Source organism: Arcicella aurantiaca (genome assembly GCF_003148625.1).
Classification (GTDB): domain Bacteria; phylum Bacteroidota; class Bacteroidia; order Cytophagales; family Spirosomataceae; genus Arcicella; species Arcicella aurantiaca.
The window spans coordinates 24,151-48,679 of the sequence record NZ_QGGO01000008.1; the positions used below are offsets into that span (position 1 = coordinate 24,151).

Annotated in this window: 33 protein-coding genes and 2 tRNA genes; 27 read left to right on the forward strand and 8 right to left on the reverse strand. The window is 36.0% G+C overall.

The window, feature by feature from the left end:
- The 8 genes from LV89_RS09195 to LV89_RS09230 are packed head-to-tail and all read left to right on the forward strand — an operon-like array spanning position 1 to position 6,248.
- Complete coding sequence (locus LV89_RS09195; protein ID WP_109742597.1) at positions 1 to 897, forward strand: transglycosylase SLT domain-containing protein; 897 nt, start codon at positions 1 to 3, stop codon at positions 895 to 897.
- A 52-nt stretch (positions 898 to 949) separates the two neighbouring features.
- A complete protein-coding gene (locus LV89_RS09200; RefSeq protein WP_146199116.1) occupies positions 950 to 1,432 on the forward strand; it encodes a hypothetical protein in 483 nt (160 codons plus the stop codon).
- Between the two features lie 5 nt (positions 1,433 to 1,437).
- Positions 1,438 to 2,079 carry a hypothetical protein gene (locus LV89_RS09205; RefSeq protein WP_109742599.1) on the forward strand — a complete coding sequence of 214 codons (642 nt, stop codon included), beginning with the start codon at positions 1,438 to 1,440 and terminating at the stop codon, positions 2,077 to 2,079.
- On the forward strand, positions 2,063 to 2,842 hold the full coding sequence (locus tag LV89_RS09210) for a hypothetical protein (protein ID WP_109742600.1): 780 nt from the start codon (positions 2,063 to 2,065) through the stop codon (positions 2,840 to 2,842). The genes LV89_RS09205 and LV89_RS09210 overlap by 17 nt, the downstream gene beginning before the upstream one ends.
- An 11-nt stretch (positions 2,843 to 2,853) precedes the next feature.
- On the forward strand, positions 2,854 to 3,546 hold the full coding sequence (locus LV89_RS09215; RefSeq protein ID WP_109742601.1) for a hypothetical protein: 693 nt from the start codon (positions 2,854 to 2,856) through the stop codon (positions 3,544 to 3,546).
- Positions 3,547 to 3,548: 2 nt separating this feature from the next.
- Entirely contained in the window at positions 3,549 to 4,310 is a 762-nt protein-coding gene (locus LV89_RS09220) for a hypothetical protein (RefSeq protein ID WP_109742602.1), read from the forward strand.
- A gap of 5 nt (positions 4,311 to 4,315) precedes the next feature.
- Positions 4,316 to 5,062, forward strand: a complete 747-nt coding sequence (locus LV89_RS09225) for a hypothetical protein (RefSeq protein ID WP_109742603.1) — start codon at positions 4,316 to 4,318, stop codon at positions 5,060 to 5,062.
- Positions 5,063 to 5,078: 16 nt separating this feature from the next.
- The gene (locus LV89_RS09230) at positions 5,079 to 6,248 is read left to right on the forward strand and encodes an Ig-like domain-containing protein (protein WP_109742604.1); all 1,170 of its coding nucleotides are present in this window, start codon (positions 5,079 to 5,081) and stop codon (positions 6,246 to 6,248) included.
- A 160-nt stretch (positions 6,249 to 6,408) separates the two neighbouring features.
- Here the strand turns inward: LV89_RS09230 and LV89_RS25135 are convergent, their stop codons facing one another.
- On the reverse strand, positions 6,409 to 6,576 hold the full coding sequence (locus tag LV89_RS25135; protein WP_158279549.1) for a hypothetical protein: 168 nt from the start codon (positions 6,574 to 6,576) through the stop codon (positions 6,409 to 6,411).
- A 198-nt stretch (positions 6,577 to 6,774) separates the two neighbouring features.
- Between LV89_RS25135 and LV89_RS09235 the strand changes: the two genes are divergently transcribed.
- From LV89_RS09235 to LV89_RS09310, 17 genes are all read left to right on the forward strand, one after another.
- The gene (locus tag LV89_RS09235; protein WP_146199117.1) at positions 6,775 to 7,170 is read left to right on the forward strand and encodes a hypothetical protein; all 396 of its coding nucleotides are present in this window, start codon (positions 6,775 to 6,777) and stop codon (positions 7,168 to 7,170) included.
- A 4-nt stretch (positions 7,171 to 7,174) separates the two neighbouring features.
- On the forward strand, positions 7,175 to 7,456 hold the full coding sequence (locus LV89_RS09240) for a hypothetical protein (RefSeq protein WP_146199118.1): 282 nt from the start codon (positions 7,175 to 7,177) through the stop codon (positions 7,454 to 7,456).
- Positions 7,457 to 7,463: 7 nt separating this feature from the next.
- The gene (locus tag LV89_RS09245) at positions 7,464 to 7,940 is read left to right on the forward strand and encodes a hypothetical protein (RefSeq protein WP_109742607.1); all 477 of its coding nucleotides are present in this window, start codon (positions 7,464 to 7,466) and stop codon (positions 7,938 to 7,940) included.
- A gap of 3 nt (positions 7,941 to 7,943) precedes the next feature.
- Positions 7,944 to 10,520: a hypothetical protein gene (locus LV89_RS09250; RefSeq protein ID WP_109742608.1), complete on the forward strand. Its 2,577-nt coding sequence runs from the start codon at positions 7,944 to 7,946 to the stop codon at positions 10,518 to 10,520.
- Positions 10,521 to 10,524: 4 nt separating this feature from the next.
- Positions 10,525 to 10,989 (forward strand): hypothetical protein, encoded by a 465-nt coding sequence (locus LV89_RS09255; protein ID WP_109742609.1) that lies wholly within the window; start codon positions 10,525 to 10,527, stop codon positions 10,987 to 10,989.
- 114 nt (positions 10,990 to 11,103) lie between these two features.
- Complete coding sequence (locus LV89_RS09260; protein WP_109742610.1) at positions 11,104 to 11,346, forward strand: hypothetical protein; 243 nt, start codon at positions 11,104 to 11,106, stop codon at positions 11,344 to 11,346.
- A 1-nt stretch (position 11,347) separates the two neighbouring features.
- Positions 11,348 to 12,766 carry a sialate O-acetylesterase gene (locus tag LV89_RS09265; RefSeq protein WP_109742611.1) on the forward strand — a complete coding sequence of 473 codons (1,419 nt, stop codon included), beginning with the start codon at positions 11,348 to 11,350 and terminating at the stop codon, positions 12,764 to 12,766.
- Entirely contained in the window at positions 12,763 to 12,987 is a 225-nt protein-coding gene (locus tag LV89_RS09270) for a hypothetical protein (protein ID WP_109742612.1), read from the forward strand. Before LV89_RS09265 ends, LV89_RS09270 begins: the two co-directional genes overlap by 4 nt.
- Positions 12,988 to 12,999: 12 nt before the next feature.
- Complete coding sequence (locus LV89_RS09275; protein ID WP_109742613.1) at positions 13,000 to 13,524, forward strand: hypothetical protein; 525 nt, start codon at positions 13,000 to 13,002, stop codon at positions 13,522 to 13,524.
- A 36-nt stretch (positions 13,525 to 13,560) separates the two neighbouring features.
- Positions 13,561 to 13,707: a hypothetical protein gene (locus LV89_RS25140; RefSeq protein ID WP_158279550.1), complete on the forward strand. Its 147-nt coding sequence runs from the start codon at positions 13,561 to 13,563 to the stop codon at positions 13,705 to 13,707.
- Positions 13,708 to 13,719: 12 nt separating this feature from the next.
- On the forward strand, positions 13,720 to 14,541 hold the full coding sequence (locus LV89_RS09280; protein WP_109742614.1) for a hypothetical protein: 822 nt from the start codon (positions 13,720 to 13,722) through the stop codon (positions 14,539 to 14,541).
- Positions 14,542 to 14,567: 26 nt separating this feature from the next.
- A complete protein-coding gene (locus LV89_RS09285) occupies positions 14,568 to 14,756 on the forward strand; it encodes a BF3379 family histone-like protein (RefSeq protein ID WP_109742615.1) in 189 nt (62 codons plus the stop codon).
- An 86-nt stretch (positions 14,757 to 14,842) separates the two neighbouring features.
- On the forward strand, positions 14,843 to 15,760 hold the full coding sequence (locus tag LV89_RS09290; protein ID WP_109742616.1) for a DNA adenine methylase: 918 nt from the start codon (positions 14,843 to 14,845) through the stop codon (positions 15,758 to 15,760).
- 41 nt (positions 15,761 to 15,801) lie between these two features.
- Entirely contained in the window at positions 15,802 to 16,797 is a 996-nt protein-coding gene (locus LV89_RS09300; protein WP_146199119.1) for a hypothetical protein, read from the forward strand.
- A gap of 11 nt (positions 16,798 to 16,808) precedes the next feature.
- The gene (locus tag LV89_RS09305) at positions 16,809 to 17,102 is read left to right on the forward strand and encodes a hypothetical protein (RefSeq protein ID WP_109742619.1); all 294 of its coding nucleotides are present in this window, start codon (positions 16,809 to 16,811) and stop codon (positions 17,100 to 17,102) included.
- Positions 17,103 to 17,376: 274 nt separating this feature from the next.
- Entirely contained in the window at positions 17,377 to 17,532 is a 156-nt protein-coding gene (locus LV89_RS25145) for a hypothetical protein (protein ID WP_158279551.1), read from the forward strand.
- Positions 17,532 to 17,921: a PIN domain-containing protein gene (locus LV89_RS09310; RefSeq protein ID WP_158279552.1), complete on the forward strand. Its 390-nt coding sequence runs from the start codon at positions 17,532 to 17,534 to the stop codon at positions 17,919 to 17,921. Before LV89_RS25145 ends, LV89_RS09310 begins: the two co-directional genes overlap by 1 nt.
- A gap of 35 nt (positions 17,922 to 17,956) precedes the next feature.
- Here the strand turns inward: LV89_RS09310 and LV89_RS09315 are convergent, their stop codons facing one another.
- From LV89_RS09315 to LV89_RS09335, 5 genes are all read right to left on the reverse strand, one after another.
- Positions 17,957 to 18,472 carry a hypothetical protein gene (locus LV89_RS09315; protein ID WP_109742621.1) on the reverse strand — a complete coding sequence of 172 codons (516 nt, stop codon included), beginning with the start codon at positions 18,470 to 18,472 and terminating at the stop codon, positions 17,957 to 17,959.
- Positions 18,473 to 18,487: 15 nt separating this feature from the next.
- Positions 18,488 to 19,060: a PKD domain-containing protein gene (locus LV89_RS09320; protein ID WP_109742622.1), complete on the reverse strand. Its 573-nt coding sequence runs from the start codon at positions 19,058 to 19,060 to the stop codon at positions 18,488 to 18,490.
- Positions 19,061 to 19,151: 91 nt separating this feature from the next.
- Entirely contained in the window at positions 19,152 to 20,363 is a 1,212-nt protein-coding gene (locus LV89_RS09325) for a tyrosine-type recombinase/integrase (protein ID WP_158279553.1), read from the reverse strand.
- 281 nt (positions 20,364 to 20,644) lie between these two features.
- Positions 20,645 to 20,717: transfer RNA gene (locus tag LV89_RS09330), tRNA-Lys, on the reverse strand.
- An 84-nt stretch (positions 20,718 to 20,801) separates the two neighbouring features.
- Positions 20,802 to 20,874 (reverse strand) — tRNA-Lys (locus LV89_RS09335).
- Positions 20,875 to 20,969: 95 nt separating this feature from the next.
- Between LV89_RS09335 and LV89_RS09340 the strand changes: the two genes are divergently transcribed.
- Together LV89_RS09340 and LV89_RS09345 are read left to right on the forward strand one after the other, a co-directional pair.
- Positions 20,970 to 21,707, forward strand: coding sequence for an SH3 domain-containing protein (locus LV89_RS09340; protein ID WP_109742624.1), 738 nt, complete (start codon positions 20,970 to 20,972; stop codon positions 21,705 to 21,707).
- A 114-nt stretch (positions 21,708 to 21,821) separates the two neighbouring features.
- Entirely contained in the window at positions 21,822 to 22,583 is a 762-nt protein-coding gene (locus LV89_RS09345; RefSeq protein ID WP_211321182.1) for an alpha/beta fold hydrolase, read from the forward strand.
- A 9-nt stretch (positions 22,584 to 22,592) separates the two neighbouring features.
- On the opposite strand, the gene LV89_RS09350 is transcribed toward LV89_RS09345, so the two are convergent.
- Both LV89_RS09350 and LV89_RS09355 read right to left on the reverse strand, forming a co-directional pair.
- Positions 22,593 to 23,330 (reverse strand): LytR/AlgR family response regulator transcription factor, encoded by a 738-nt coding sequence (locus tag LV89_RS09350; protein WP_109742626.1) that lies wholly within the window; start codon positions 23,328 to 23,330, stop codon positions 22,593 to 22,595.
- Positions 23,327 to 24,370 carry a sensor histidine kinase gene (locus LV89_RS09355; protein WP_109742627.1) on the reverse strand — a complete coding sequence of 348 codons (1,044 nt, stop codon included), beginning with the start codon at positions 24,368 to 24,370 and terminating at the stop codon, positions 23,327 to 23,329. Before LV89_RS09355 ends, LV89_RS09350 begins: the two co-directional genes overlap by 4 nt.
- Between the last annotated feature and the right edge of the window lie 159 nt (positions 24,371 to 24,529).

Consider the following 24,529-nt stretch of genomic DNA (forward strand, 5'->3'; position numbering starts at 1 on the left):
ATGAATAAGGTAATCAAGGGATTCTTAATCCTATTCTCAGTCATTGTGATTGCTTTAGGTAGTTGGTATTTTATCAATCAATCTACCAAAAAAGCAGATTTATCAACCGATAATTATACTCCAGATGATAAGCTAATTGCCGAAATCAAAGGTAGAGTTTGGGAGTTTGCCGAAGCTCAAGAAACGGTTATTTCACAGGGCATCAACGGAAGTCCTGATATTGTAAGTTTCTCAGGTGGTTCTTTCCCGATGACAAAAATCGTTGAGAAGCGAAGTTCAAAAGATAAACCAACCAAGTTTGATGCTACCGAAAGAGCTAATAATAAAGTGTTGATTCAAAAGCTAATTGACAAACATGGTACGCTGGTCAAACAAGCTTCTGAAAGATTCTCCATTCCAGCATTGTACATCTACGTAGTAATGTCGGTTGAGAATACCGAAGGCAAAACCAACTACGTTAGTCCGGGTGGATTTGTTGGTTTGATGCAGATAGATACAAGTTCGGCAGCGGATACTTTGACGACTCAAAAGAAACGTAAGCTTCTGACGGTTTCAGATTTACAGTTCTTCCAGAAGAAATTGGGGTCAATTACTCAGGTGTCAAAAAATGCTCTGAAAGATGCCGAAACCAACATCAATGCAGGAGCATTGCACCTTTCGGAGATGATTGTTGATAACAAGTTTGATGTCGTGAAAGATATTCACAAGATATTTTTCTCATATAACAGAGGCAAGAACCGAATGGACAATGATGGAACGAAGGCATTGTCACTTGACGGACTTATCAACCGATATTTAGGAACGGTTCACACAGTTGGAGCAGAATATTTAATCCGTGCATTAGGTCCACACGGAGCAGCCGACATACTTGTAAACGATTTAGGGATTACATCATAGGGGAAATGGTTTGTGGCTTTTCCTTTCCCCTAAATCCCTTCAAAAATTAGCTATGTACATATTATTTGAGAATTTCAGAAATGTTGATACCTACTTCATGCAGAGGCTAATGGCAATGGCTGTAAGGGGTGAGTGGGTACATTGTGAGATAGTATTCAACGAAAAGAACAACGTCAGAGCTTCCGCTTGGGATAAGTCAGGCGTTGAATTCAGAAACTGGGAATACATCCACTATCCAGAACGGTTTGAATTATATCCCTTACCGTCTGAGTATTGGCTTGAAGCATACAGAATTTGTCAAGCTCAGGTAGGTACAAAATACGACCGACTTGGCGTGATTGGTATGATGTACAAAATTCCTGTTTTTAATAACGAAAGGAATTTTTGTTCAAAGCTCTGTTATGAGACCATCCAGAACTATACCAGTTTGGACTTACCCATTGAACGCTCATCGTTAGTTACGCCATTGATGATGCGAAGAATGATAATCAATCAAGGAATTAAACCAGTACCCTTATCGGTACTTAATCAGTAAATACCATGCAAGTAGGACAATATGTATCATTAAAATCAAATACCGACTATGTGGACATTTATGATGCTCCAACCATTAGTTCAGCATCAGAAGGCTTTACGGCTGGTTATATTGGGAAAGTCAGCAAAGTAAATGTGGCAGGTATTGGTGAGTCTCGATTCTTTACCGAAGTAGTCAATAGAAATAATGAAAAGAAATATATTGATACCGCCGACAATGATTTGTTTGAAACATCAGCTACTGACCCTAAAGACAATACTCCCGACAATAGCGGTACTGTACCATCTACTACACCAACAACACCAGATTCCACAGGAGGTTCAACTTTTGATAAAATCGTTAATGTGTTCAATGGCTTGTTAGGTATTTTTAAAAGTACCAAGAAGACTGATACAGGCAGTGGTACAACTGACAATTCTGGTGATACACAAGATTCAAGTGGTACAGATGGAGAAACCCCAGACCCAAGCAATAATGCTGAAAGTCCGTTTTTGACATGGATTAAAACAAACTGGTTATTGTCTATACTTCTATTTATTCTTTTGCCAGGAGGTTTGATTTTGGGAATTATCGCATTAGTAAAAGCATCCAAAAAGAAAGCTGCTTTAGCTATTCAAAATACGCAAAACAATGGCAAAAAAATATAGACAAATTGCTCTTTGGGATGAAACAGGTAGAGTATCGTTTGACCGCCTCACAAAAATTGCAGCTGCCAACGAAATACAACTAAACCGAGATATTGGTAAAGTTTGGGATGTTGAAGGAGTAGTAAGGGCTTTTAGGACAAAAGCCGAAATACCAACAGGTTGGTGGACTTGTACTGTTGTTGATTCTATTCCACAAGGGGATAATTTCAATGGAATCCATTGGTACACAGGAACAGGAGAAAACAGAATTCCTTACGCAAAAGCAAAGCATAAGGGCATACTGTCAGAAGGATTTTTAGAAAAGACTTTTACCAAAGTAATTACTGAAGAAAACGGTGAAATGTCAGTTGACCCTTACGGTGAATTTATAGTAAGTGGTGCTGACCCTGAGTTTGCCAATCAGACGGTTGATTTCTTGGTAGAACTCGGAGACCCCGTTGGAGCATTGGATAATGGCTATTACATCAATGACGTTTTTGTAACCAACTTTATTTATCCAGCTTACTTCTATTTGACCAAACAAGAAGGCATCAAGTATGACCACTTGGGAGTATTGACAGAACCCAAAGGATTAGTAGAAGGTGGTGACCAACTATTTAGAAGAGCCAAACAATGGATTCAAGCCGTGAAAATAAATGGTAAAAAATACTTTTTGAAAAACGGTGAAGAAGCTCCAACCTCCAACTCTGTATTTCTGATTTTAGGTTCGGTAATCTTCATTTTAGGGGTTTCTTTATATTTTATTTTTAAGAAAAAGCCGTAAGGCATGATGATATGGCAATTTCAACAGATTTAAAAACACCATTGACCCTTGTAAAAGACCAAGCGTTGTCGATACCGATTGGTACACCAGAGGTAGATTGTTTTAATGACTCAGGATTATCAAATCCGCACTATCGGACAATTCCAAATGACAAGTCAAATGAGGGATTAATCAAATGGGCAAATATACAATCAGCCAAACAGCAAGATGGTGAATATGCAGTAGCGGTTTCAATGTTTGAATATATACCAGATTCGGGTCCATCTTCCATCTTTTTGAAAATGCTTGAAAAAGCTGCCGCAGAAGGATTATTAGCAAACGTACCGCAACGTGGAGAAATGTACGTCATGCCAAATTCTGTCAAAGAGGAATCGTCTGGTCATGTAGTTTTTAGAAAGATAGTTTGGGTAGCAGCGTCAGACTTGGTATTGGGTTCGGTTTCTCAACAAAAAGCAATTGCTGACGCCGAAGAAGAAAAACAGAAGAAATATTTAGAGTCACTCACAAAAACGGACACTAATCCACTTCTTGGTAATTCTGCTCTTGGAGCGTCGCTTGGTACTTGGGGAATTATCGGTATCGTATTACTTTTTGTGATTGGACTTATCTGGGGAATAGTGGCATTGATTAAGAAGAAAAAAGAAAAAAGTAAAGAAGCTGTACCGCCTCCAGTCAATGTGATTAGAATTCCTAAATCATCCTGATAATGGCAAGTCAAACAGTATCAGGAGCGAGAGTTAAGCCAGAAATTGGGGATACTATGTATGCCTATAAAAAAGCAGTATTGTATTTAGATTCTACTTTAAAAACAAAAGCTTTAACGCTAAAGGAAAAGGAATTTATTGGTACAATTACTGAAATAACTGATAAATATTTTCAAGTCTATTATACACAAGATTCTGATAATCAACAGTATTTATATCTAAAAAGAAATACCGAGTATTATAGTAGCTATTCATCTGTTACGGTAGTCGATAAGTCAGAGACTGAGTATGATGACCGTAATTGGTTTCAGAAAATCTTTGGCATAAATAAAGTAAAAGATGAAAATATTGATAACACAATGAAAGAAGAAAAAATGGCATTCGCAGCATTTTTACCCCTTATAGAAACAGCCGTTGGCGGTGTTATTTCCCTTTTTGGAAAAAACGCAGAAGTTTCAAAAGCTGAATCAGAAGTTCAGTTAGCAAAACAAAACTTATTGGTCGCACAAGAGGCTACCAAACAGTCAAAAGACAAGGTTACAATTGCCACACTTGCCTTAGCCGAAGAAAAAGAAAAAACAGCCCAGAAAGCGTTGGAAGAACAAACGTCATTGGCTAAACAGAAACAATCAATTGGGGTAATCACCCTATCAGTAGTATTATTTTTAATATTCGGGTTAGCGTTTTTATTTGTCAAGTTTGTATTACCAGTCATTTTTCCAAAAGCACCAGAACCTCAGAATGTCATCATTCAAGAACAATAAAAGTCATGAAAAAAACACAGAAAATCATTGTCGGAATACTTCTATTTATAGGAGCTGCTTTTGCCGTTTTTTACTTTTTTATCAAAGATAAAGTGAGTATTAGTAATCCACTTTTGGGAAACTCTTCGAGTACAAATAATACCGAAATTACTACGTTAGCTCAAAAAATATCAGCTTTAGAAACTGACTTAAAGAATAAAATCAGTGCGATTTCTCCCGTAAATAGCACAACCATTACAGGAGCAACTATTCATACAGGTGCAGGCTCACCTGCCAGCACGTTAGGGGCAAATAAGGACTTGTATTTTGATACTACCAATGGTTATACTTTTATCAAAATTGATGGAGGCTGGCAATATTCTGCTACGGGAATTTATGATGGTGGTTCTGACGAATACAACTCTGAATTGGCAAGTTTCTTACGTCCAGCTTCGGTTGGTGCAGTTGCACAGATAAGAGATTTAGTCTATAATTTAATTCAGCTAAAGACTTACCCAGACATTGCTATTTTGGATGGTGTTGATTACGAAAGTTCACAGGGAGTCGCTGAAATTAACATTGCTCCAGTAGGCTTTGAAACTTATGGAGAAGAGTATATTTTGCCGATTTACAAAGTAATCAATTCGGCTCTTATGTTGACAATCAACCTGACAGGGACTCAAGCCTCACAAGTATTCTCAAATCAAGTATTCCCGAATTCCATGTTAGTTCCTCGAAAAGTAGATGGCGAATGGACGTACTTAGTTGTTTAACCTAAAAATATAAACTATGTCTCTGAATATAGCAAACATTGTTATTGGGCGTGACTATCACGACGGTAACAATAACGATATAGCCATTGAAGTTACTGGCACTCCAGTTGGTTTGCAAATCTCGTTCGACTCAGGTACAACTTGGAACAATATGAACCAAGATGGGACGGGCTTATGGAACGGTTCACAGTATTGGATGGCATCTTCGACCTTCAACTGGAATACTACCAATACAACAGGTTTTTCGGGAGATGTTTGGTTTAGAGAATCAGGCAGTCCAACGGTTATCCAAAAGTACAAGTTCAAAGGCTACGTTTACGCTGCTGGTGGAATCTTGGATGGAGTTACTTTCATCGTAAAACAAAATGGTTCAACGAATGTGGACCTAATTGTTCAAACTCAAGCAGGAGCAACAGGAGGAAATAATAATTCTGTAACGCTAAACGGAGCAACAGCCACTTACCAAAGTGCAGGTGCAAGCCCTGTTTGTCAATGGAAGTTTACGAATGTAGCTCCTGCCAATACTTCATACAGTTTTGTACAAGGTGGACAAACCGTTGCAATCACATTCGACAGTGCAGTGTTTACGGCTGGCGGTGGTGGTTCAACGGGAAGTTTGACCATGACAATCCCAACAGGTGGAACTTTGGTTGTTACAACACAACCACTCCACGGGACGCTTTCAATTGTAAACCAGACAATTACTTACACGCCAACGGCTGGTTATTCGGGAGCGGATTCATTTAGTTATGACATTAAAGGTGCGAGTGGCGATGTGATTAGTTCTGGAACTTCAGCATTAAATACCTCTGCTCCATCAACAACGGATACGCCAAGTTTCCCGAAAAGCTTTGTGGATACAACCTCTGACATTCGAGTGAATTGTATGGCAGGTAGTGCAGTTTCATTATTTAAAAATGCAGGAACAACCGCAATTGCTTCGGTAACAGATAGCACCAATCAAGGGTATGTTCTTTTCGGGGGAATCGTAAGAGTTCAAGGCGATACTTTCAAAGCTACGGCTCAAAAAACAAATCTTGGCGTTTCGGCACAGTCAATCATTTGTACCACCAAACGAAAACCAACGGCAATTACAGGCGTTACCAAAACCGCTCCTGCCAACGGTAGTGTTGACATACCATTAGCTGACTTAGTAGCAGATTACGCCAACGGAAGTTTTTTTTAAGTCTGACAGGAGCAACAAAAGGCTCTGCATCAATATCGGCAGGAGTAATCCACTTCAATGCTCCTGCCGTTTTTGAAGGTTATTCCGAAATAAGTTATCGTATCCAAGATACCGCTTGGAATATTGATTTTCTCGGAACTGTCAAAGTTTATGTACAGACTCAATCGTCAGGAGGTGGAACAACTACGAATCCCACGACAACAAGCCCAACAGAACCGCCATTACTTGGCAATAATGCAACAACGCCCAAAGAAGAAAAAAACTCATTTTTTGCCAAAACGTTGTTTCTAATTATTGCTGTTTTAATTACGATTGGAACGATTTTCATTTATTCAATCAAGAAAATAAAATGGATTTTGGGTATTGTTTTATTAGGATTTGGAGCAATAGGATACTGGATTTATAATCATTTTAAAAAATAAAGATGAAGGTTTTTAAAACACAAAATATAGCGTTGTATATCATTTTTGGACTTTTAGTTCTGATTGCTATTTTGGTGTTTAGCTTCTTTGAGCGGATAAAAAAAATGTATGAATACTTTTCACGAGTTCAAGAGGTTAATACAGTTTTGAAAAATCAGCCACAGAGTAATAATCAAGGACTTACCAGTAGGCAATCTCCAGTAACCATTGTACAAACTGCTGGAAGGTATTTTCTTGGAAAGAGAATTATCAATCTAACCAACGAGTCAATTGGTAATGTGTACCGACTCACAGATGTACCCAAAGGTGCAAGTTATTGTACAATCCATTTGATAGAATGTGAAGTAGAATATAATCAAGACGGAGATTTTGCCAATGGCTCACCCGTTTCAGATTCTCAAATAACAATCGACTCAGGGGCATTGATTTCGGTCTTTCACATGAAAGTAACGTCAGCTATTATGCCAGAAGCAAAGATTTATATTGAATATTACCAATAATGATATGCCCGTTAAAGTAATTCCCAAAGCGAAATCAATAGATACAAATACCCTAATTCCCTTTGATGCTTCAATAGGAATATTACCAACTGGAGGAAAAAAGGGTCAAGGCTATCATGTAATAATTGCTGGAATGATTAGCGGAGTCAAGTTTTTGGCAAAAGATATTTTCTACGCATTGAAAGATAATCCCACAAACATTAATGATTTTGGAGATATTCAATCAGAAACGCAGTATGATGATAATACCGATTTTGAATTACAATTCTTGATTTCACTTTTATAATACGACTATGACTTTACAGGAAAGAATATCCGCACTTGCTACTGCTATTGGCGGAAAAATAAAGCAATTATTCCAAAATCAAGGTAATTTGTCGGCATTAGTAACGACTGAAAAGACCAACCTTGTAGGGGCAATTAATGAAGTTGCAAATGCCACAACGTTAATCGATGATGTAACGCCAAGTGCCTCAAAAACTTACAGTTCTAATAAAATTCAAAGCGTTGTATCAGCTGCTGCAACTGCTACAAAAAATGAACTTTTAGGTGGTGCAAGCTCAGCTTTTGATACCCTTCAAGAAATTGAAAGTCGTCTTGGTTCAGATAATAACTCTATCGGTAGTTTATTAACCGCCGTTGGCTTTCGTGTTCGTTTTGATGCTCCTCAAACATTAACCGCCGCCCAAATTACGCAAGTAAACGCCAATTTGGGTATTGGCGAACCTAACACCGATTTTGTCGCAACATTCAACGCAGCATTAGTTTAACAAATGACTTTAGAGCAACGGATAACATTACTTTCTCAAAAAGTAGGAAATCACATTCGGGATAATGTAACCCCAAGACTTTTACCCACTACGGGTACGGCTGGACAGGTTGCAACAAAAACCGCAGGTGGTACAGTTGCTTTTGTTGACCCTTTTTTGAAGTCTGGTGGTACAATAAATGGCACACTCAACGTCGCATCGGGTCAATACCAAATTAATGGATTAACTGCTCTATATGATAATGGCGGTATTTGGGGCAATCTTCGGGTAGTTGGGAATATGGCAGGGTTTAATAATGACGGTATTTATTTGGGCTACAATCAGTCCAACGCACCTGTTAGATTGTATGATGGTGGAGTCAATAATTACCTAAATTTAGTTAGTTCAACGTTTTCAAGTGTTGGCATAAATAAATGGATTTTTGGTGGTGGTTCAGATGATGGGACTTTTGCACAATTCAACGGTGCAGTAAAGATAAAATCAGACCTTACAGTAACTGGAACAAACGGAACATTTAGTACCAATAGCATTCAGTCAAATTTATATTTTCTTAACCTAACAAGGTCAAGTGTAGCACTAACAACCGTTGGTAATGCAGGTTTTGGTTTAAGTTCACCATTAGCAAGAACTCATATTCTTGCGGATGGTGCAAGCGATACATTAAGATTTTCGTCAAATATAGCTAACTCAGGTGATTGGGTTTTTAACCCTTTCATTTCGGGAGTCTCAAATGGGGGATTAAGTTTCCTTAACAAATTGGCTGGAACAATACCATTTGTTATTTCAGCAACAAACGATTTTGTAGGAATTAAAACTACCACTCCTCAATACCCTTTGGATGTTGTAGGAACTGCAAATGTTTCTCATCTGAGGCTTAGAACGGTAACCTATCCAGTTATCCAAGATTTAGGAAGTGACAACGTGTACATGAATACTCGTGTGATTCAGAATATTGGCGGTGTTTATGATGGAATGTACATTGGATATGGAAACAATGGTTCAGCCATGAACCGTATTTTCGATGGTACAACGTCAAATTATATAGGTATTGGTTCTGCTGCTTTTTCGAGTGCAGGAATCACTAAGTGGCTATTTGGAAATCAGACTGACAACGGAACATTTGCCCAGTTTTCGGGTGCAATTCATGCAAAAGCAGGGTTAAATGTAGATGGTTATTTCTCGTTTGGCAACTCAGGAACACGTACCGAAACGCTTCATGATGCTGGCGAAATGGGTGGAAGGTCAGGCTTTTATGAAACTTATGCACCTGTAAATTTCCCGTCAGGGGCGTCATCTTGGTGGCACTTAATTTCGGCACGTCATAGCAATACAGGAAATAACTATGCTATGCAGATAGCAGGAAGTTTTTTTGACCAACGTATTTACTACCGTAAAACGTCTCATAATGGAGCAATGTCTTGGCGTGAATTTGTAAGTGCGGATACTTCTGGAAATGTAGATATTACTGGAGCAATCAATGTTACAAAGGGGTTTAACCTAACAGGAAACGGTGGCTTTTACAATGGTGCGAGTAAGTTCGGGATGGATTTTTATAGCGGAAATACAAGATTCTATTCGTCAGGTGCTAATACCACAACCAAAGGAGGATTTGAGTTTCATACAATTTCATCTGACGGTTCAATAGATGTTCAACCCTTGTATATCAGTCCTTTACAACGAGTAGGGGTTAATAATACAAATCCCAATTTCACCTTAGATTTAAACGGCGATATTAATGCAAGCGGTAGTGTTCTTTTAGGTGGTAGTTACTTTGCTTATAATGATGGAACATATCAAAGAATTTATAAGCGTAATGGAGTAGCTGCCTTTTTAATCGGTAATACGGAAACTTACTATGATGCAGACACGGCACATAATTTTAGAGGTTCGGGAGGTACTTACGCACTAAGAATTGATACCGCAAACTCTATTTTCACGTCCTACCTGACTCGAAACCTCTTTGGTTCTCAATCGGACGATGGCACGGCAAACCAATTTGCAGGGGCAATCAAAGCGAAGTCAGATTTAACCGTTGCAGGTATTTCATATTTATCTGCTACAAGATTCAATTCTTATGTAGTGATGAATAACAATGCTTTTACGTATTGGAAAGATTCGGCAGGAGCAGATAGAAGAATTTTAGGAGTTAGTAGTCTCAACAATACATATTTTGGTGATGTAGATTCAGTATTAGAAGGCTCAGTGTTTTTCATGTCCAGATATGACCATATTTTTTATGGAAATGGTGTAGAAAAAATGAGACTTTATCAAAATGGCAATCTAATTATTCAAGGTTCATTGACGAGTCCAATCCGTACAATCTCGGGTGGAACAGCAACTTATACAATCAATAGTACCGATAACGTAGTAATTATCACTACTTCGCCAGGGTCAACATTTACGATTGATGCTCCAACAACTGCTAACAAAGGAAGAGAATTGACATTGACAAATAAATCAATTGCCAGTCAGACATTAAGTCAAAACTATGTGAACTTATCAGGTTCAACAACAAATCAAATTCCAAACAATCAGTCAATCCGATTGAAATACAACGGGTCTGACATTCACCAAATATAAAGCCATGCAAAACGACATTTTCTTACCAGTAGAAAAACTACCAGTTCCTCCCGACAAAACAGACTTAATGATGATTAGGTTATTGGAGTCTTCTTTTATCAAACAAGAAGATGGTACGATTCAAGAGTTCCGCAAAATCTATTATGAAACATACTTTGAAGGGAAAAAAGTAAGTGACGGAAACAATACCATTCTTGCTTCACTCGTGCCATTAATTTACAATGCAAACTCGCATAAAGAAATGATGGATATGGCACTTCAAGGGTTTGGTTTTAAGCTAATCCATGAAGTTTTTGACGAAAATCAAAACATCTTTCAGAATCCATACCAAAGCCAAAATATAATCGACAATAACTTACCAGTTCCAAATACAAATGAAGCCGAAACCAACACAACAACCTCAACAGAAACAACCGAAGCAGGAACAACAACCGCCACAGAGCAATCAGCCGTTACTCCTGCAAATTGACTCTAAAATAGTAGAAGGCATATTTCAAACTCTTGGACAGTTGCCTTACGCCCAAGTTGAACCCTTAATGACGGCTTTGAGAATGGACTTAACAAAGAATAATCCGCAACAATAATGACAGCCGAAGCAAATATAATTCCCCTAACCAAAGACCAGCTTGAAGTTATCAACTTTACGCTGGTCAGAGTCAAAAAGAATGAAAATACCTTATACGAACTCATTTATGTAGCGATGATTTTGGTAAAAAATGGATACGTTGACCCAGAAGATTATCACATAAAAGTTGCCATCGAAGGCGAAAAACAAACATTTATCAATCTTGTAGAAGAGGCTCTGTGGCTGAATAAACAACAATAACATGGCACTTACTTATAACACACCACCAGCCAACGAAGTCTATGCAATGGACTCTAATGGCATGGGTCACATTGAAATCAAGTTTACAGAAACTACCACAGGAACGGCATCCGTAGTTTTGAAAAATACCGAAACCAATGCAGTAATTCCTGTTACACTTACCAAAAATGGGAATAATTATACGGCAAATCTGACCCTGCCAAAAGGTTTGTACGAATACTATTTTGTTGATTCGTTGGTGACAAATAATACTCCAACAAAGTATAATTTAGGGGTAGGTTATGTGTTTGTCATTGTTGGACATTCATTGGCAAGTTCAAACGGTGAACAACACGCTACTGATAGCCGAGTAAGAATTTACAATAACTATCAAGCCCACGTTGATGCAGATTGGAAAACATTAGCAAAATACTCAGGTGGAACTTACCGCAAAGCAACTGATATTTATGCCGCTGCCGCTGCCGTAGCTGGAAATGTTTCCAACTTGTACGATGGCTTCCAAGTTGGACCGTGGTCGAAGATGGCGGATTTAATTGCCACACGTGATAATTGTCCCGTGGCAATCATAAATACCGCAATGGGAGGGAGTTCCGTAAAAATGTGGGCAGATGAAGCTGCACAACGCCCATTTGTTCATGGCTTTGCTGCTTCGATTGCAGGAGTTGAAGATTACAACCTATACAACTCAGGAATCCCGTATTTTCATTTTGAAAATGTACTGAAAACATTCGGGAAAAGAACAGGAGTTTCCGCCGTTCTTGTTCAACATGGTGAAAATGATGATGCAAGTGACTCCGTGAAAATGAATGAGCTAATTGGTAATTATAAAACCATAATTGACACAGCTCGTAATAATTCTGGGTTATTCAGAATGCCATTTGTAATTGCGAAATCAGCATGGTTGACAGAATCGGCAATTTCAATTCAAAACAAGTTACAAGCCATTGATTCTGTAACGGCAACAAACGACTTCACACATTTTGGTATTGATACCCATACGTTACCACAAACTTTACGTGGTCAGCCAAACAACGCAGGGGACGGACATTGGAATCCTGCTGGTTCTCAGGAAGTCGGTAGAATGTGGGCAGAGCGATTAACCGCCAACTTCTTACTAACTATCAATAATGGCGTTTCAACATTGAAAGTAAAACCACCCGAAGGAGAACCAATTACTGAACCGCCAGAAGAAGTAGTAGAAACAGGAAATTCAAATACCACAACAATGGCAATACTTGCCAAGTTAAACTGGACTGCTGCCGCTATTATTGCAGCAGTCGTTGGTGGTATCTTTTTTGGATTACGATACTTCAAAGTCTTTAAGAAAATCACCAATGCCATTATTTTCATTGGGAGTTTAATTGTAGGCTTCACATATCTTACCATCAACTATTTTGTAAACCAAAAACGCCAAGTATGAACATATTCTCAATTTTCAAGATTAGCGAAATCTACAATAAATACAACAACAAAACCCATTACTACAACAATGGACGAGTATTTATTGAACTAAGAAACTCACAGATTACAAGCATCACCACCAACGATGGAATTCCTGCTCGTCCAGATGAAATCCAATTGATTCTGAATTATGCCATTAACGACATCACCAGACAAGTAAAAGCAGAGTTTGGTTTTTAAACACATAAAGAAATGTTAATATTAATTCTCGCAATAGCTGCTATCATCGGATTGATTATTTCGGTATCAAAATCAATTCGTTTTCTTCGTCAAGAAGATACAAAATCATCCTCAAAATGGGCTTGGATAGCCGTTAGTATTGTTTTGGTTTACGCATTGTTTGCTTTACTGTACAGAAAATTATTTCCTTCCAAGTTGGCAAGTAATCAAATTCTGGTAGGTAACAAAGTAAGAACTCTATATGTCGATACTGAAGCAATGCAGAAAGTCGCAGAAATGTCCAGAGCAAAACAATTTGAATTTGTTCCTTTAAAAACATTTACAAAAGACGGAGTTACTTTTAATGAAGGTCAAACCTATACAGGAGGGTATTTTAACGAACATTCTGAATTAGCTCCAAGTTTATCGAATGATTTCTATGTAGATAATGATAAATCTACTAACTATTTTAAGAGAATTTTACTAATCACAAATACTAATTCTAATACACCAAATCCAGAAGTTAGAATTACAAACATTCCAATATTTAGAGTCTAAAACGTACAATTAAAAATGTACTAAAAAGTTAAAACCATGACATACATTTTTTATGATGAAGTTCAAGCCGTAGTTATTCCAAACAGTTTAATTATTGAATTTGGCAATCAAGATGATACAGGCTTTAAGCATATCGTTACCGCAAAAGGTAAATTTTATTACTCAGAACATTTTATAGTTTAAATAAACTACAACATGAAATTATTTAAGAAAATATCTAAGCCTATTTTAGTGGCTCTGTCAATTATTGGTTTAGCCATTATTGTTTTTGTTGTGTACCTTATTACTAAAAAAAATAAAAATAGTATTGCAAATCCATTATTAGGTAATTCAAATGTTGGTGCTGGTGATGAAATGCCAAAACTTGTTCCAACTACTTTATATGAGTTGTTGGAAGATGTAACCGTATGGGATATTGCTTCGGATAATCAATTTTCGTTTACATTCCCTAAAGGAACACTCATCTATAAACCTGCTGAAATTAATCAGCCTCAGTATGTTGGAACTAATTTCAAAATTGATAAAATATTTACCGATGAAGAAGCGAAGAATGTAGATTTTATTTTAGTCTCTAAAAAGTTTAATCTTCAAAGAGCTAATCTGAGTGTAAATAGAGTAGCAGATTTACACATTAAGAAAAGTTTGGTAAAACTGAAAACTCCACAAGAAATTGAACAATACGAATTGAATTTAGCTCATTCAAAAGCTGAGTCAACAAATAAAGTCATTTACTCAAATGTTGACTATGTGTTCAGTTTTAAAGAAACCTTTGAGTGTGAAGTAACAGATTTTAGTCCGGGAGATTATCAACTTGATACTAAAAAGACTCTTACACCAAATGATACATTAGAAGCTAAAACATTCTTTAGAATTCCAGAAATAAAATTACCAAAAAACAATTACATTGATATTTTCCCAGAAGCTCCAGATTACGAGTATTATATCAATTTGAGAATCGGGAAATTATTGTACAAAGTTCCTTCTTCCAAATTGAGTTCAATTAGAGAAAAGAAATAATTTTTAATATTTAAACACGAATCAAAATGTACGAAAAATTAAAAGCCGATTTTGTAGCTCAGAAAGCTCAATTCGCAAGTATAGAAAAAGACTTCGAGAAGTTTTTAGAAGGTAATGACTCAGCTGGCACAAGAGTTCGAAAAGCACAGCAGGAAATTAAACGTTTAGCTCAGGAGATTAGAACCCAAACGCAAAACATTAAAAACAATTCGTAAAGACCAGGAAGTACCAGCGTTTTTACGATACCCGAACCCCAAAAAGCCAGACCGCAAGCTGGCTTTTTTTGTAAACAACCCATAAAATGAAATTAGGCAAAATTATTTCAAACCCCATTAAGGTTGTTCCGAAAGTAGAAGAACCTCAATCTGTTCAATTATTGACTCCAATCAATTATTACGGTGGCAAAACCAATCTCGCACCCAAAATCCTGCAACTGATACCTCCCCATGAGGTATATACAGAGTGTTTTTTTGGCGGTGGAGCAGTTTTCTTCGCAAAAGAACCAGTAAAAATAGAAGCCATTAACGATACCAATGATGAGGTTATTAATTTTTACAGAACTTGTAAGAAAGAGTTCAAAGCTTTGAGTGCGGAGTTGGACAAAACATTGTTTTCTGAAAAGGAGCATCAACGGGCATCAATGATTTACAACAATCCTAAAAAGTACACCAACGTTGAAAGAGCATGGGCATTATTGGTTTTGAGCCAACAGTCATTTCTAAATATCATCGACAATTCATGGAAGTTTCAACGCCAACGAAATACGGCTATGGGCTTCCAAAACAAAAAGGAAATGATAGACCAGCGGTATTTGAAACGTTTGGAAAGAACCCAAATATTTAATCGTGATGCCAATCGAGTATTAGAAAACATGGATACGCCAGATACTTTTCATTTTATTGACCCGCCATACTTCCAAGCTAACATGGGGCATTATGATGGATACACCGAAAAGGACTTTGAGCAATTATTGAAAACCTGCCAAAACTTAGTTGGGAAATTTATGCTGACTACCTTTCCAAGTCCGATTTTAGAAAAGTACCGCAAGCGAAACAAATGGTATCAATTTCAAATAAAGATGCCATCATCAGCAAAAACAGGAAATCATTTAACTGGAAACGAAGGAATGAAAATTGAAGTAATTACGATGAATTATAAACCCACAAGGGATATGGTGAGTTTGTTTGAGGAGAAATTAAAACCTCGCATGGCAGCCTAACTTGTTACATTCCATAAAATCAACCCATAAACAACACACCAATGGTACTAAAAATTTTGAAAATATTCGGGTTCATCATACTCGGAGTTTTCCTTGTCTTATTTGGCATTTCATTTAGTAAAGTCAGTAAAAGTTCAAAAACAAAACTTAAAGATGCTTGGAATAACTTTTTACAATTGTTTAAACTGGCAAAAACAAGCAGTAACCCCATAAAGCTTCTACTTGGCAATACTGCCGAAGCCATAAAAAATGTTTTTACGCCTTCGTCATACAGTCCAACAAACATTACTACCGTACCATCATCAGGTGGAACAACTGGCGGAACAGTTAGTAATGAAGAAGTAATTTTAATGGCATTTGCAGGAGAATCCAACGCAGGAAACCAAGTGCATAATGACCATGCCTCGCCATCGGAAATAGGAGTGAGGAATATCAAGATTTTAAACAATTCATCGTTAGTTTTTGAACCGCTTAATATTAGTGGAAATAATTCAATCGACCAATTCGCTGCTCCTGCCAACTCACACGGCTGGGATTTAGGACTTGCTAATCTGGTGGATGCAGGAGCATTTGGTGGTAAGAAAGTTTTCTTGGTCAATTTGTCTCAGGGAGGTTCTTTGATTGGGCAATACAACGAAGGAGCAGATACCAATTATCGGAATAAAATTATTGCACGTGCCAACGCTGCTATGACTGCACTCAGGTCAATCACCAATAACATCACGGTTTACATGGTGTATTCTCACGGCATCAATGATGAAGTAGCCAATATTTTGAACGAAAACCAATTTGAAACAGCCACACAAAACCACTTAAACTTTCTCAATTCTCAATTTGGAAATAACATAAAAGTGGTGATTACGAAGTTCGGGGCATTCTTGAAGTTTAACAATGCTCTCCAGAACATTGTCAATTCAAATAGTCGTTATCGGGCAATTGAAACCGTAGGACTTAGCTTACAGGATGCTTATCACTGGGGATATAGTTCTCAAAAATATATTATTACCGAATCAGTCAATATTTTGAAAACCATTTAAGACACACGAAAATGATACTAAAAAATTTGAAGATTGATACTAACAAAGCAGTTCTTGATGATTATTATCAGTATGAGAAGCTATTATTAAAAGCAGGTTTGACACAAGAACAAATAAGGGCAAAGCTAACGGAACATGGTTTTAATTCTTATAACCAATACATTGATGCTCGAAAAACAGCAACTACTCGAGAACAAAGGAATGTAGTAGAAGTTGCCGTAGTTGCAGGTTTAGTAGTTTTAAGTGCCATAATTGGATTTTTGATAATTACTGGCAAACTGATTATAAGTGATGATAGAAAGTAGTTGTATCTCAAACACAAAAGCCACTCAATTTGAGTGGCTTCCGCTTTTATGGCAATACATTAAAACCCCGCATGGCTGCCTAATTTTCACTACCAAAATAGCCAAAACATAATTCCGCCGCAAGCGGAACTCCATGCAGGGTATATCTTCCTGCATTATGTTTTGGTAATCTATTTTGGTGAAATTAGGCGGTGCAAAGATAGAACAAAAATTAAATCATCACATAATGAATGAAAAAATCTTATATTTGTTTATCAAATAAACTTTTACGACCATGACAATTAAAGTACCAGCAAATGCTAAGAAAGCCGATATAGATAAAATTTTCAAAAATCTTAATCAAACAGCAAAACCTTTTAACGCAAGAGATTTTGTTGGTAAAATCAGATTTGGAACAGACCCATTAGAACTACAACGAGATTTAAGATGATGAATCAGCAAGAATATATTTTACTTGATACTAACTGCCTCGGTTATTTTCTGAAAGGGCAATCATTAGAATTGGACGCAGTTGGAAATAAAAACATCGTAATTTCTGAGATTACCGAAATGGAAATTCAATGTGATAAAAAAATGACGGCTCAAGATAGAGCCGTATTGAGAACCTTTTTGAAAGGAATTACAGTAGTTTACTTAAATGAAGTAATTAGAGAGCTGGCTATAAGAATTCGATTGACTACCTCAATGAAATTAATGGATTCAATTATTGCTGCTACTTCTCAATATTTAAGTTTACCAGTAATTACTACAGATGATAGGTTTGATGCTGTAAAAACTACAAATGTGATATTATTACCAGCGATTGATAAACGTAAGTAACAAAAAAGCCATTCATATTTGAATGGCTTTTTTGTTTAGTTCTTAATCTTAATTCCTTTAACAGTCGATTTTGTTATTTTAGTTAAATTAAGAGAACTTCTGGAAATTAATAATCTGACTTCATAAGGAGCTTTAAGTACAAACTTTTCATCTCCATATTTGATTTCATAGTTTGATGGATTATAGTAAAGCCTGTATTCTCCATTTTTACGATTTAAGTAAAATTTCAATGTTCTATCATTTCCTTCTTCAAAAGCAAAGTTCATAGTATCTGTGGAATCTGCCTTTAACAAACAAGGTGTTAATGAATAAAAATTAAGGATGTTAACACGCTTCCCATTCAATTGTTTGATTTTACCTGATTTAACAGAAACATCCGAATTTGATAATTCACGATGTAATTGAAACTGCTTTTCTGTATAAAACTGAAGTGTTTGTAATTCAATATCATCTCCAATTAATTGATTTCTTGTAGAAACGTTAAATAAAACTTTGTCGGATGTACAGCCCACTAAACTAAATGTGATTAGGATAAATAAAAGATATTTCATAAAAGCTATTTGAATTTATTTGATTAAACTAACGAAATGACAAACTCCTCCAGTAACATTTACAGTTCCTGACCAAGTAGCTCCAGTTAATATTTCTTTACAAAAATAAGAATGTGAACCTGCTTGAAGTTTGTTAAAAGAGGCTGAATAAACATTACCACAATCTGGAGTAGAACTAAAATAGTACTCTCCACTAATTAAGCCACTATATTTATTATCAAGAGTAACAGTTACTGTACTTTTTCCCGTAGGATATGCTCGATAAATAGTCAATGATGCTGTTCTATTATTAATTGGTATTGATTTTACAACAACATCACTCTGACCAGAAGCATCCTTTGCCGTTAAACTTACTTGGTAATTGCCATTTCTACTGAATTGATAATCAAATGAGGTAGATGTTTTTTTTGAATTATCAATGAGCCACTCTGTTGTAGTAGCATTTGTTGATACACTTCTAAAATTAACTAATCCTTCATCGTTTATTGTATAAGTAAATTCTGCTTTCGGAGCTGGTGTTGCATCTTTTGTTTTACAACTATTTAGAGCAATAGCAATAAGTAAAAATAATAGTGTAATCTTTTTCATGGTGAATTTGTTTAAGTGTTTAAAATTATTTGCAAAGATAGTTTCGTATTTGAGAACTCTTTAGCGTAGAATTACCTAATCGAAATATAAATTAGGCTCTTTCTCCCAAGAACTCATTGTGCAGTTGAACCATGTCAATTTCTAAGTAGTTTACGAGTTCTCTGGTGGAAGTCCAGCCCGCAATGGCTGCTATTGAACTTTCTCTCATTCCGCCAAAATTATACTTTAGCGAAATTCCCGAACTTCTACCACATTTTGAGGATACATTTAGTTTGATGTCTGCTTTGGCACAGGCTTGTTTAATGTAGCGATTGATAGTAGTTTGCTTGGTATGAGGCATTTGTTCAATAGAACCGTATTTCTCGATGATTTTAAGGGCTGTTTCAGATAGTGGAATGACTTGTATTTGATTATTCTCTTCAATTCTTTTAACACGAGGCTTTATAATCCAAACTTGTCCGTTGTCATATTTGGTAATATTTTCTGAGGTAGTTTCTAAATAGTCGCCAACGTGCATAAAGGTTTCACGCATGAACAGAAGTACATCAAGGTATTTAAGCTCCGTATTTGAGAGCAATGGTCTTATTTTTTCAAGTTTATCATAGTCTTCCTGACGGAGCGTTTTCACGGTTCGTTTTGGCTCAGGTTTAATCTTGTAGGTTTCTGCAAAGTTGACTTTAATCAATTTGTTACTTTTGGCAAAAGTCATAACCGTTTTTACAAGTTTTACGTGTTTTGTAGCGTATGCTTGCCCACGTCCAGTTTGTGTAAGATAATTATCAAGGAGTTCACACATTCGTGCATCAAAGTCAGCCACAGGAATACCTGTCTTCTTAGTATTTTTTAGAAACTCAACAATGTTTTTTTGACGTTTCTGATATGTTCTCCAAGTGGACTCTTCAATGTTCGCCTGAGATTTTGTCATCTTTGGCTTCCTTATTTTGTAAAACTGCTCATCAATATATTCTTGTAGAACGGTTAGGAAGGTCTTTTTGAACCGTTCACTAACGGTAGTCATTTCTATTAATTCATCGCCCGTAAAAGGCTCGTTCAAAACTTCCTTAATTAGCTTATTTTGTTCTAAAATATCGCTTATCTGCTTAATTTTAAGGTTTCTTGATACGGCATCTTTACCGATAAACTGTTTGTTGTAGGCATCCCATTCGTTGATGTGGCAGGATATTGCAGTGGATTTTTCTTTTGTTTTTCTATTACCCAGCATCAGGTAATAATAAATAGAGCCGAAACCTTGATTTTTCTTCGCTGAGGTTTGCGAATACTTGAAATAAAAGGAGATTTTCATTGGGTTGTAAGGAGTGTTGTAGGGCATAATTATTAGGGTTTTTTGTGTGGATTTTTTTAACAAAAACCAAAACAATGCCGTGTTAATAGAAATTATTTGATTAATAGAAATGTCGATACGATTAGATGGTTTCGCTATACGAATTAGAGTTAATCTTTATACGAAACTCAATATTCTCGGTACGAATGAACAGAAGGGCGAAAAGAAGACAAATAAAAAAGGTTCTGAAATGCAATTAAGCATTAATCAGAACCTTTTTTGTGTACTAAAAACCTTAGAAGTGATCCCGCTGGGATTCGAACCCAGGACCCATACATTAAAAGTGTATTGCTCTACCAGCTGAGCTACGGAATCTTCAAACGCTGCATTAGATGCTTAGTTTGTATATATAAAGTGTGTCCTCTGACACGAAGGGAGTGTTACTATTTGTAACCCTCGTGATCCCGCTGGGATTCGAACCCAGGACCCATACATTAAAAGTGTATTGCTCTACCAGCTGAGCTACGGAATCATTGCTTTTCTCGAAATAACTGACTTAAACTTCTTTTGTTTTTGTCATTTTGTTTTCCTTAATTGCGGTGCAAAACTACGAATTTATAAAACACGATGCAAGCTAACTATCTAAAAAAAATCATATTTTTTTTAACTTTTTTTCTTACCTCTCTGCAACTTGCTAAAAGTCAGAGTGATGCTACAACGTTACGACGTGCAGATTCTTTATATAAATTTGCGAATTTCTTTTCGGCAGAGCCAATTTTTGAACAAAATCTCCAAAATTTAAAAAATCCGTCGAGTAACTTTTTTTTGAAATTGGCATCTATAAAAGAAAAAAAAGGTGATTTTTTGAAAACACTCTACTATTTAAACAAGGCTTATGAGCAAAAACCCTCTCAAAAAGTCCTACTGAAATTGAATGAAATTGGTACTTCTCATGAATTGAAAGGGTATGAATTGAACGATTTTAACTTCTTAATTTTGTTTTACAAACAATATTCAGGTTTCTTGGTGGCTTTACTTATGGTTTTGGGGATATATATCTTTGTGATATTATTCACTAAAAAATACAAAAGGCAGTATATACCGCTTAATCAAAAAATATTTTTATGGGTGTATTTATTGGGTATTGGATTACTTTTGAATTTACCTGACAAGTATCACCAAGGTATTATAAATCGTGATGGTGTTTACTTACGTTCTGAACCTTCTGCGGGTGCTGAAATTGCTGAAAGTATTGACAAGGGACATCGACTAAATGTGATAGGAGGGAATGATATTTGGAAAAGGGTAATTTGGAATGATAAATTTTTATACATTAAAGAGAGCGATATCTGGCTCGTTGAATAATTTTGAAAGGCAAGTTTGATGATGAAGAAAATTGCCTCAGTTATTATGAATATATTTTTACGATTAAAAAATGGATTGCTTTTAAGTTTTTACGTTTTCTTACTTTCTGCTTGTATGCAGAACTTTAAATTTAATGACACCGCAATTTCTCAATATTATCAAAATAAGGAATACTTACCATCATTTGCTTTTTCTGATACACTAAACCATACAATTCATTACGCTTTTTCAAAGAATACTGATAAACCGATATTAATGCTCATTCATGGAGCTCCGGGGGCTTGGTTTGGTTATAAGGAGTTTTTTAAGGATAGTCTTTTGTTGAAGAAGTTTCAAATTGTTGCCCCAGACCGTGCAGGGTACAATAAATCAGGAGTTGGAGAAACATCTATTGCTTTACAGGCTAATTTATTGAAACCGCTGATTTCTTCCCACCAAAGACGAGTTGTGGTCTTAGGACGCTCGTATGGAGCTCCAATTGCAGCCAAATTGGCAATGGACAATCCCAAATTGGTAGATGAACTTATTTTGGTCGCTCCAGCTTGTGACCCTCAAAAAGAAAAGTTTTGGTGGTTTTCTAAACCTGTGAATTCAAAATTTGCTCGTTTTTTCTTACCAAAATATGCAAATAGGGCAAGTGATGAAAAATTTGCTCATCGGAGGGAATTGGAAAAACTCGCTCAAGATTGGAATAAAATAAAATGCCCTGTAACTATTTTACAGGGCGGAAAAGATTGGATTATAGAACCATCAAATGGAAAATATGTAGATTCTGTACTGAATACACCGAGACGTTTTATTTTTCTACCAGAAAATGGACATTTGATTACTTCAGAAAGATATGAGCTAATTCGAGATATTTTATTGGAACTTTAACTTTAGTACTTATTTGCTCAAATTTGACGCATCAATAAACTCTTTAAACGTTTTTCTGTAAGTGTCACTAATTGGAATGAAAACTGAACTAATTTGTACTTTTTCTTTTTCAATGGCTTCAATGGCTTCAAAAGCAACGATAAATGAGTTGTGAATGCGAATAAATTTATTTTCGGGTAATTCCTCCTCCAAAGTTTTTAAACGCTGTAACGTAACAACTTTCTGCGTGCGTGTGTGTATGGTTACGTAGTCTTTTAAACCTTCTACGTACAGAATATCATTAAGCTTGATTTTAACTAATTTTGTGCCGTCTTTTACAAAAATGAATGGCTGTACGCCATCTGGAGGACTAACAACTTTCTCCTGAATTATCGTATTTGAAGTAACATTGCTCAATCTTGCATGAGCTTTTTCTACTGCTTTTAAAAAACGTTCAAAAGTGATAGGCTTTAATAAATAATCCATCACATCATGTTCGTATCCTTCTAAAGCATATTCGGAGTATGCAGTTGTTAGAATGACTAATGGTTTTTTTTGAAGAATCTTTAAAAGTGTAATTCCCGTAATTTCAGGCATTTGTACATCCAAAAATAACAAATCTACGGTATTTTCTCTCAAAAAATCAATCGCTTCTAATGGATTTGAACACGCTTGGAGCAAATTCAAATAAGGTATTTTCTCAATGTATGCAGTCATTAGATTTCTTGCTAACGGCTCATCTTCGACTACCAAACAATTAATTTTCATATCAAATTCAAGTTTAAAGTAACTGAATAATTTTGCGGGTTATCCTCCACATTTAATGTGTAATTATCTGGATAACTCAAATCTAATCTGCGTTGTAAGTTTATTAAACCTATTCCAGATTTTTCTTCATTATTGGTATTCTTGGGTATTTTTGAGTTTTCAACCTTATAAATACAATTGTTGCCTTCAAATTTAATCGAAATATTTACCCATGCTTCTTTTGCGTTGTTACTTACGCCATGTTTAAAGGCATTTTCCAAGAAAGCTATAAAAATCAGAGGAACAATTGAATGTCTATCGGTATTTCCTTGCACTTCAAATTGAATAGGAATTTGATTGTTTAATCTTAATTTTTCTAAACTTATATAATTTTCCATGTACTCAATTTCCTTAGAAACAGGCACTTTCGCATGATTTGAGTCATAAATCATGTAACGCATCATTTGGGAAAGTTTGGCAATAACTTCGGTTGTATTGGGCGAATTGGTAAATGCCAAATAGTATAAATTATTGAGAGTATTGAACAAGAAATGAGGGTTGATTTGTGCTTTAAGAAAGCGTAATTCTGCTGTAAGTTTTTCGTTTTCTACCTCTTTTCTTTTTGCTTCTAATTCAAACCAATCTTCTGCAAACTTCAACATTCCAACGAAAATGACAATAAAAAGCGAGCTTGAAAATGACTGTACAATAAATTTTGTACTGTACAGAAAACCGTGTCGTCCGTCATCATAACAGAGATAAATGTATCTTTTTACGTAAATGAGGAATAAAATCAAGACCACGAAAGGAATGATGTATTCAAGTAAATACCTGCCCATATTTTTATTTTTCAGGAAACGTGGTAAAAAATAAAAATAGTTTAGATAACTCGCCAAAACCATCGTAAATACTTGAGCTGTGGCATCAGCAAAAGCTCTTGGGTAATCAGGTTCTTCGCCATGCCGAGAGAATGTGATTTGATAGAAAAAGAATGAAGAATATACACACCAAAAAGCAAGGTGTAATAAGAAAACTCTATATCGTTGAATGAAAACTTGCATATCGTTTTTGTAATTATCACTCAAAGGACTGCATTATTTTAGAAAAAAACATACTTTTTGGTTTTGATTTGACTCATTTTGGGATGTTTTTCTACTAATCTACCTCCTTTTTCGATAATTGGATTCATTTATTCGGCAAATCGGCAATACGAGTTTATA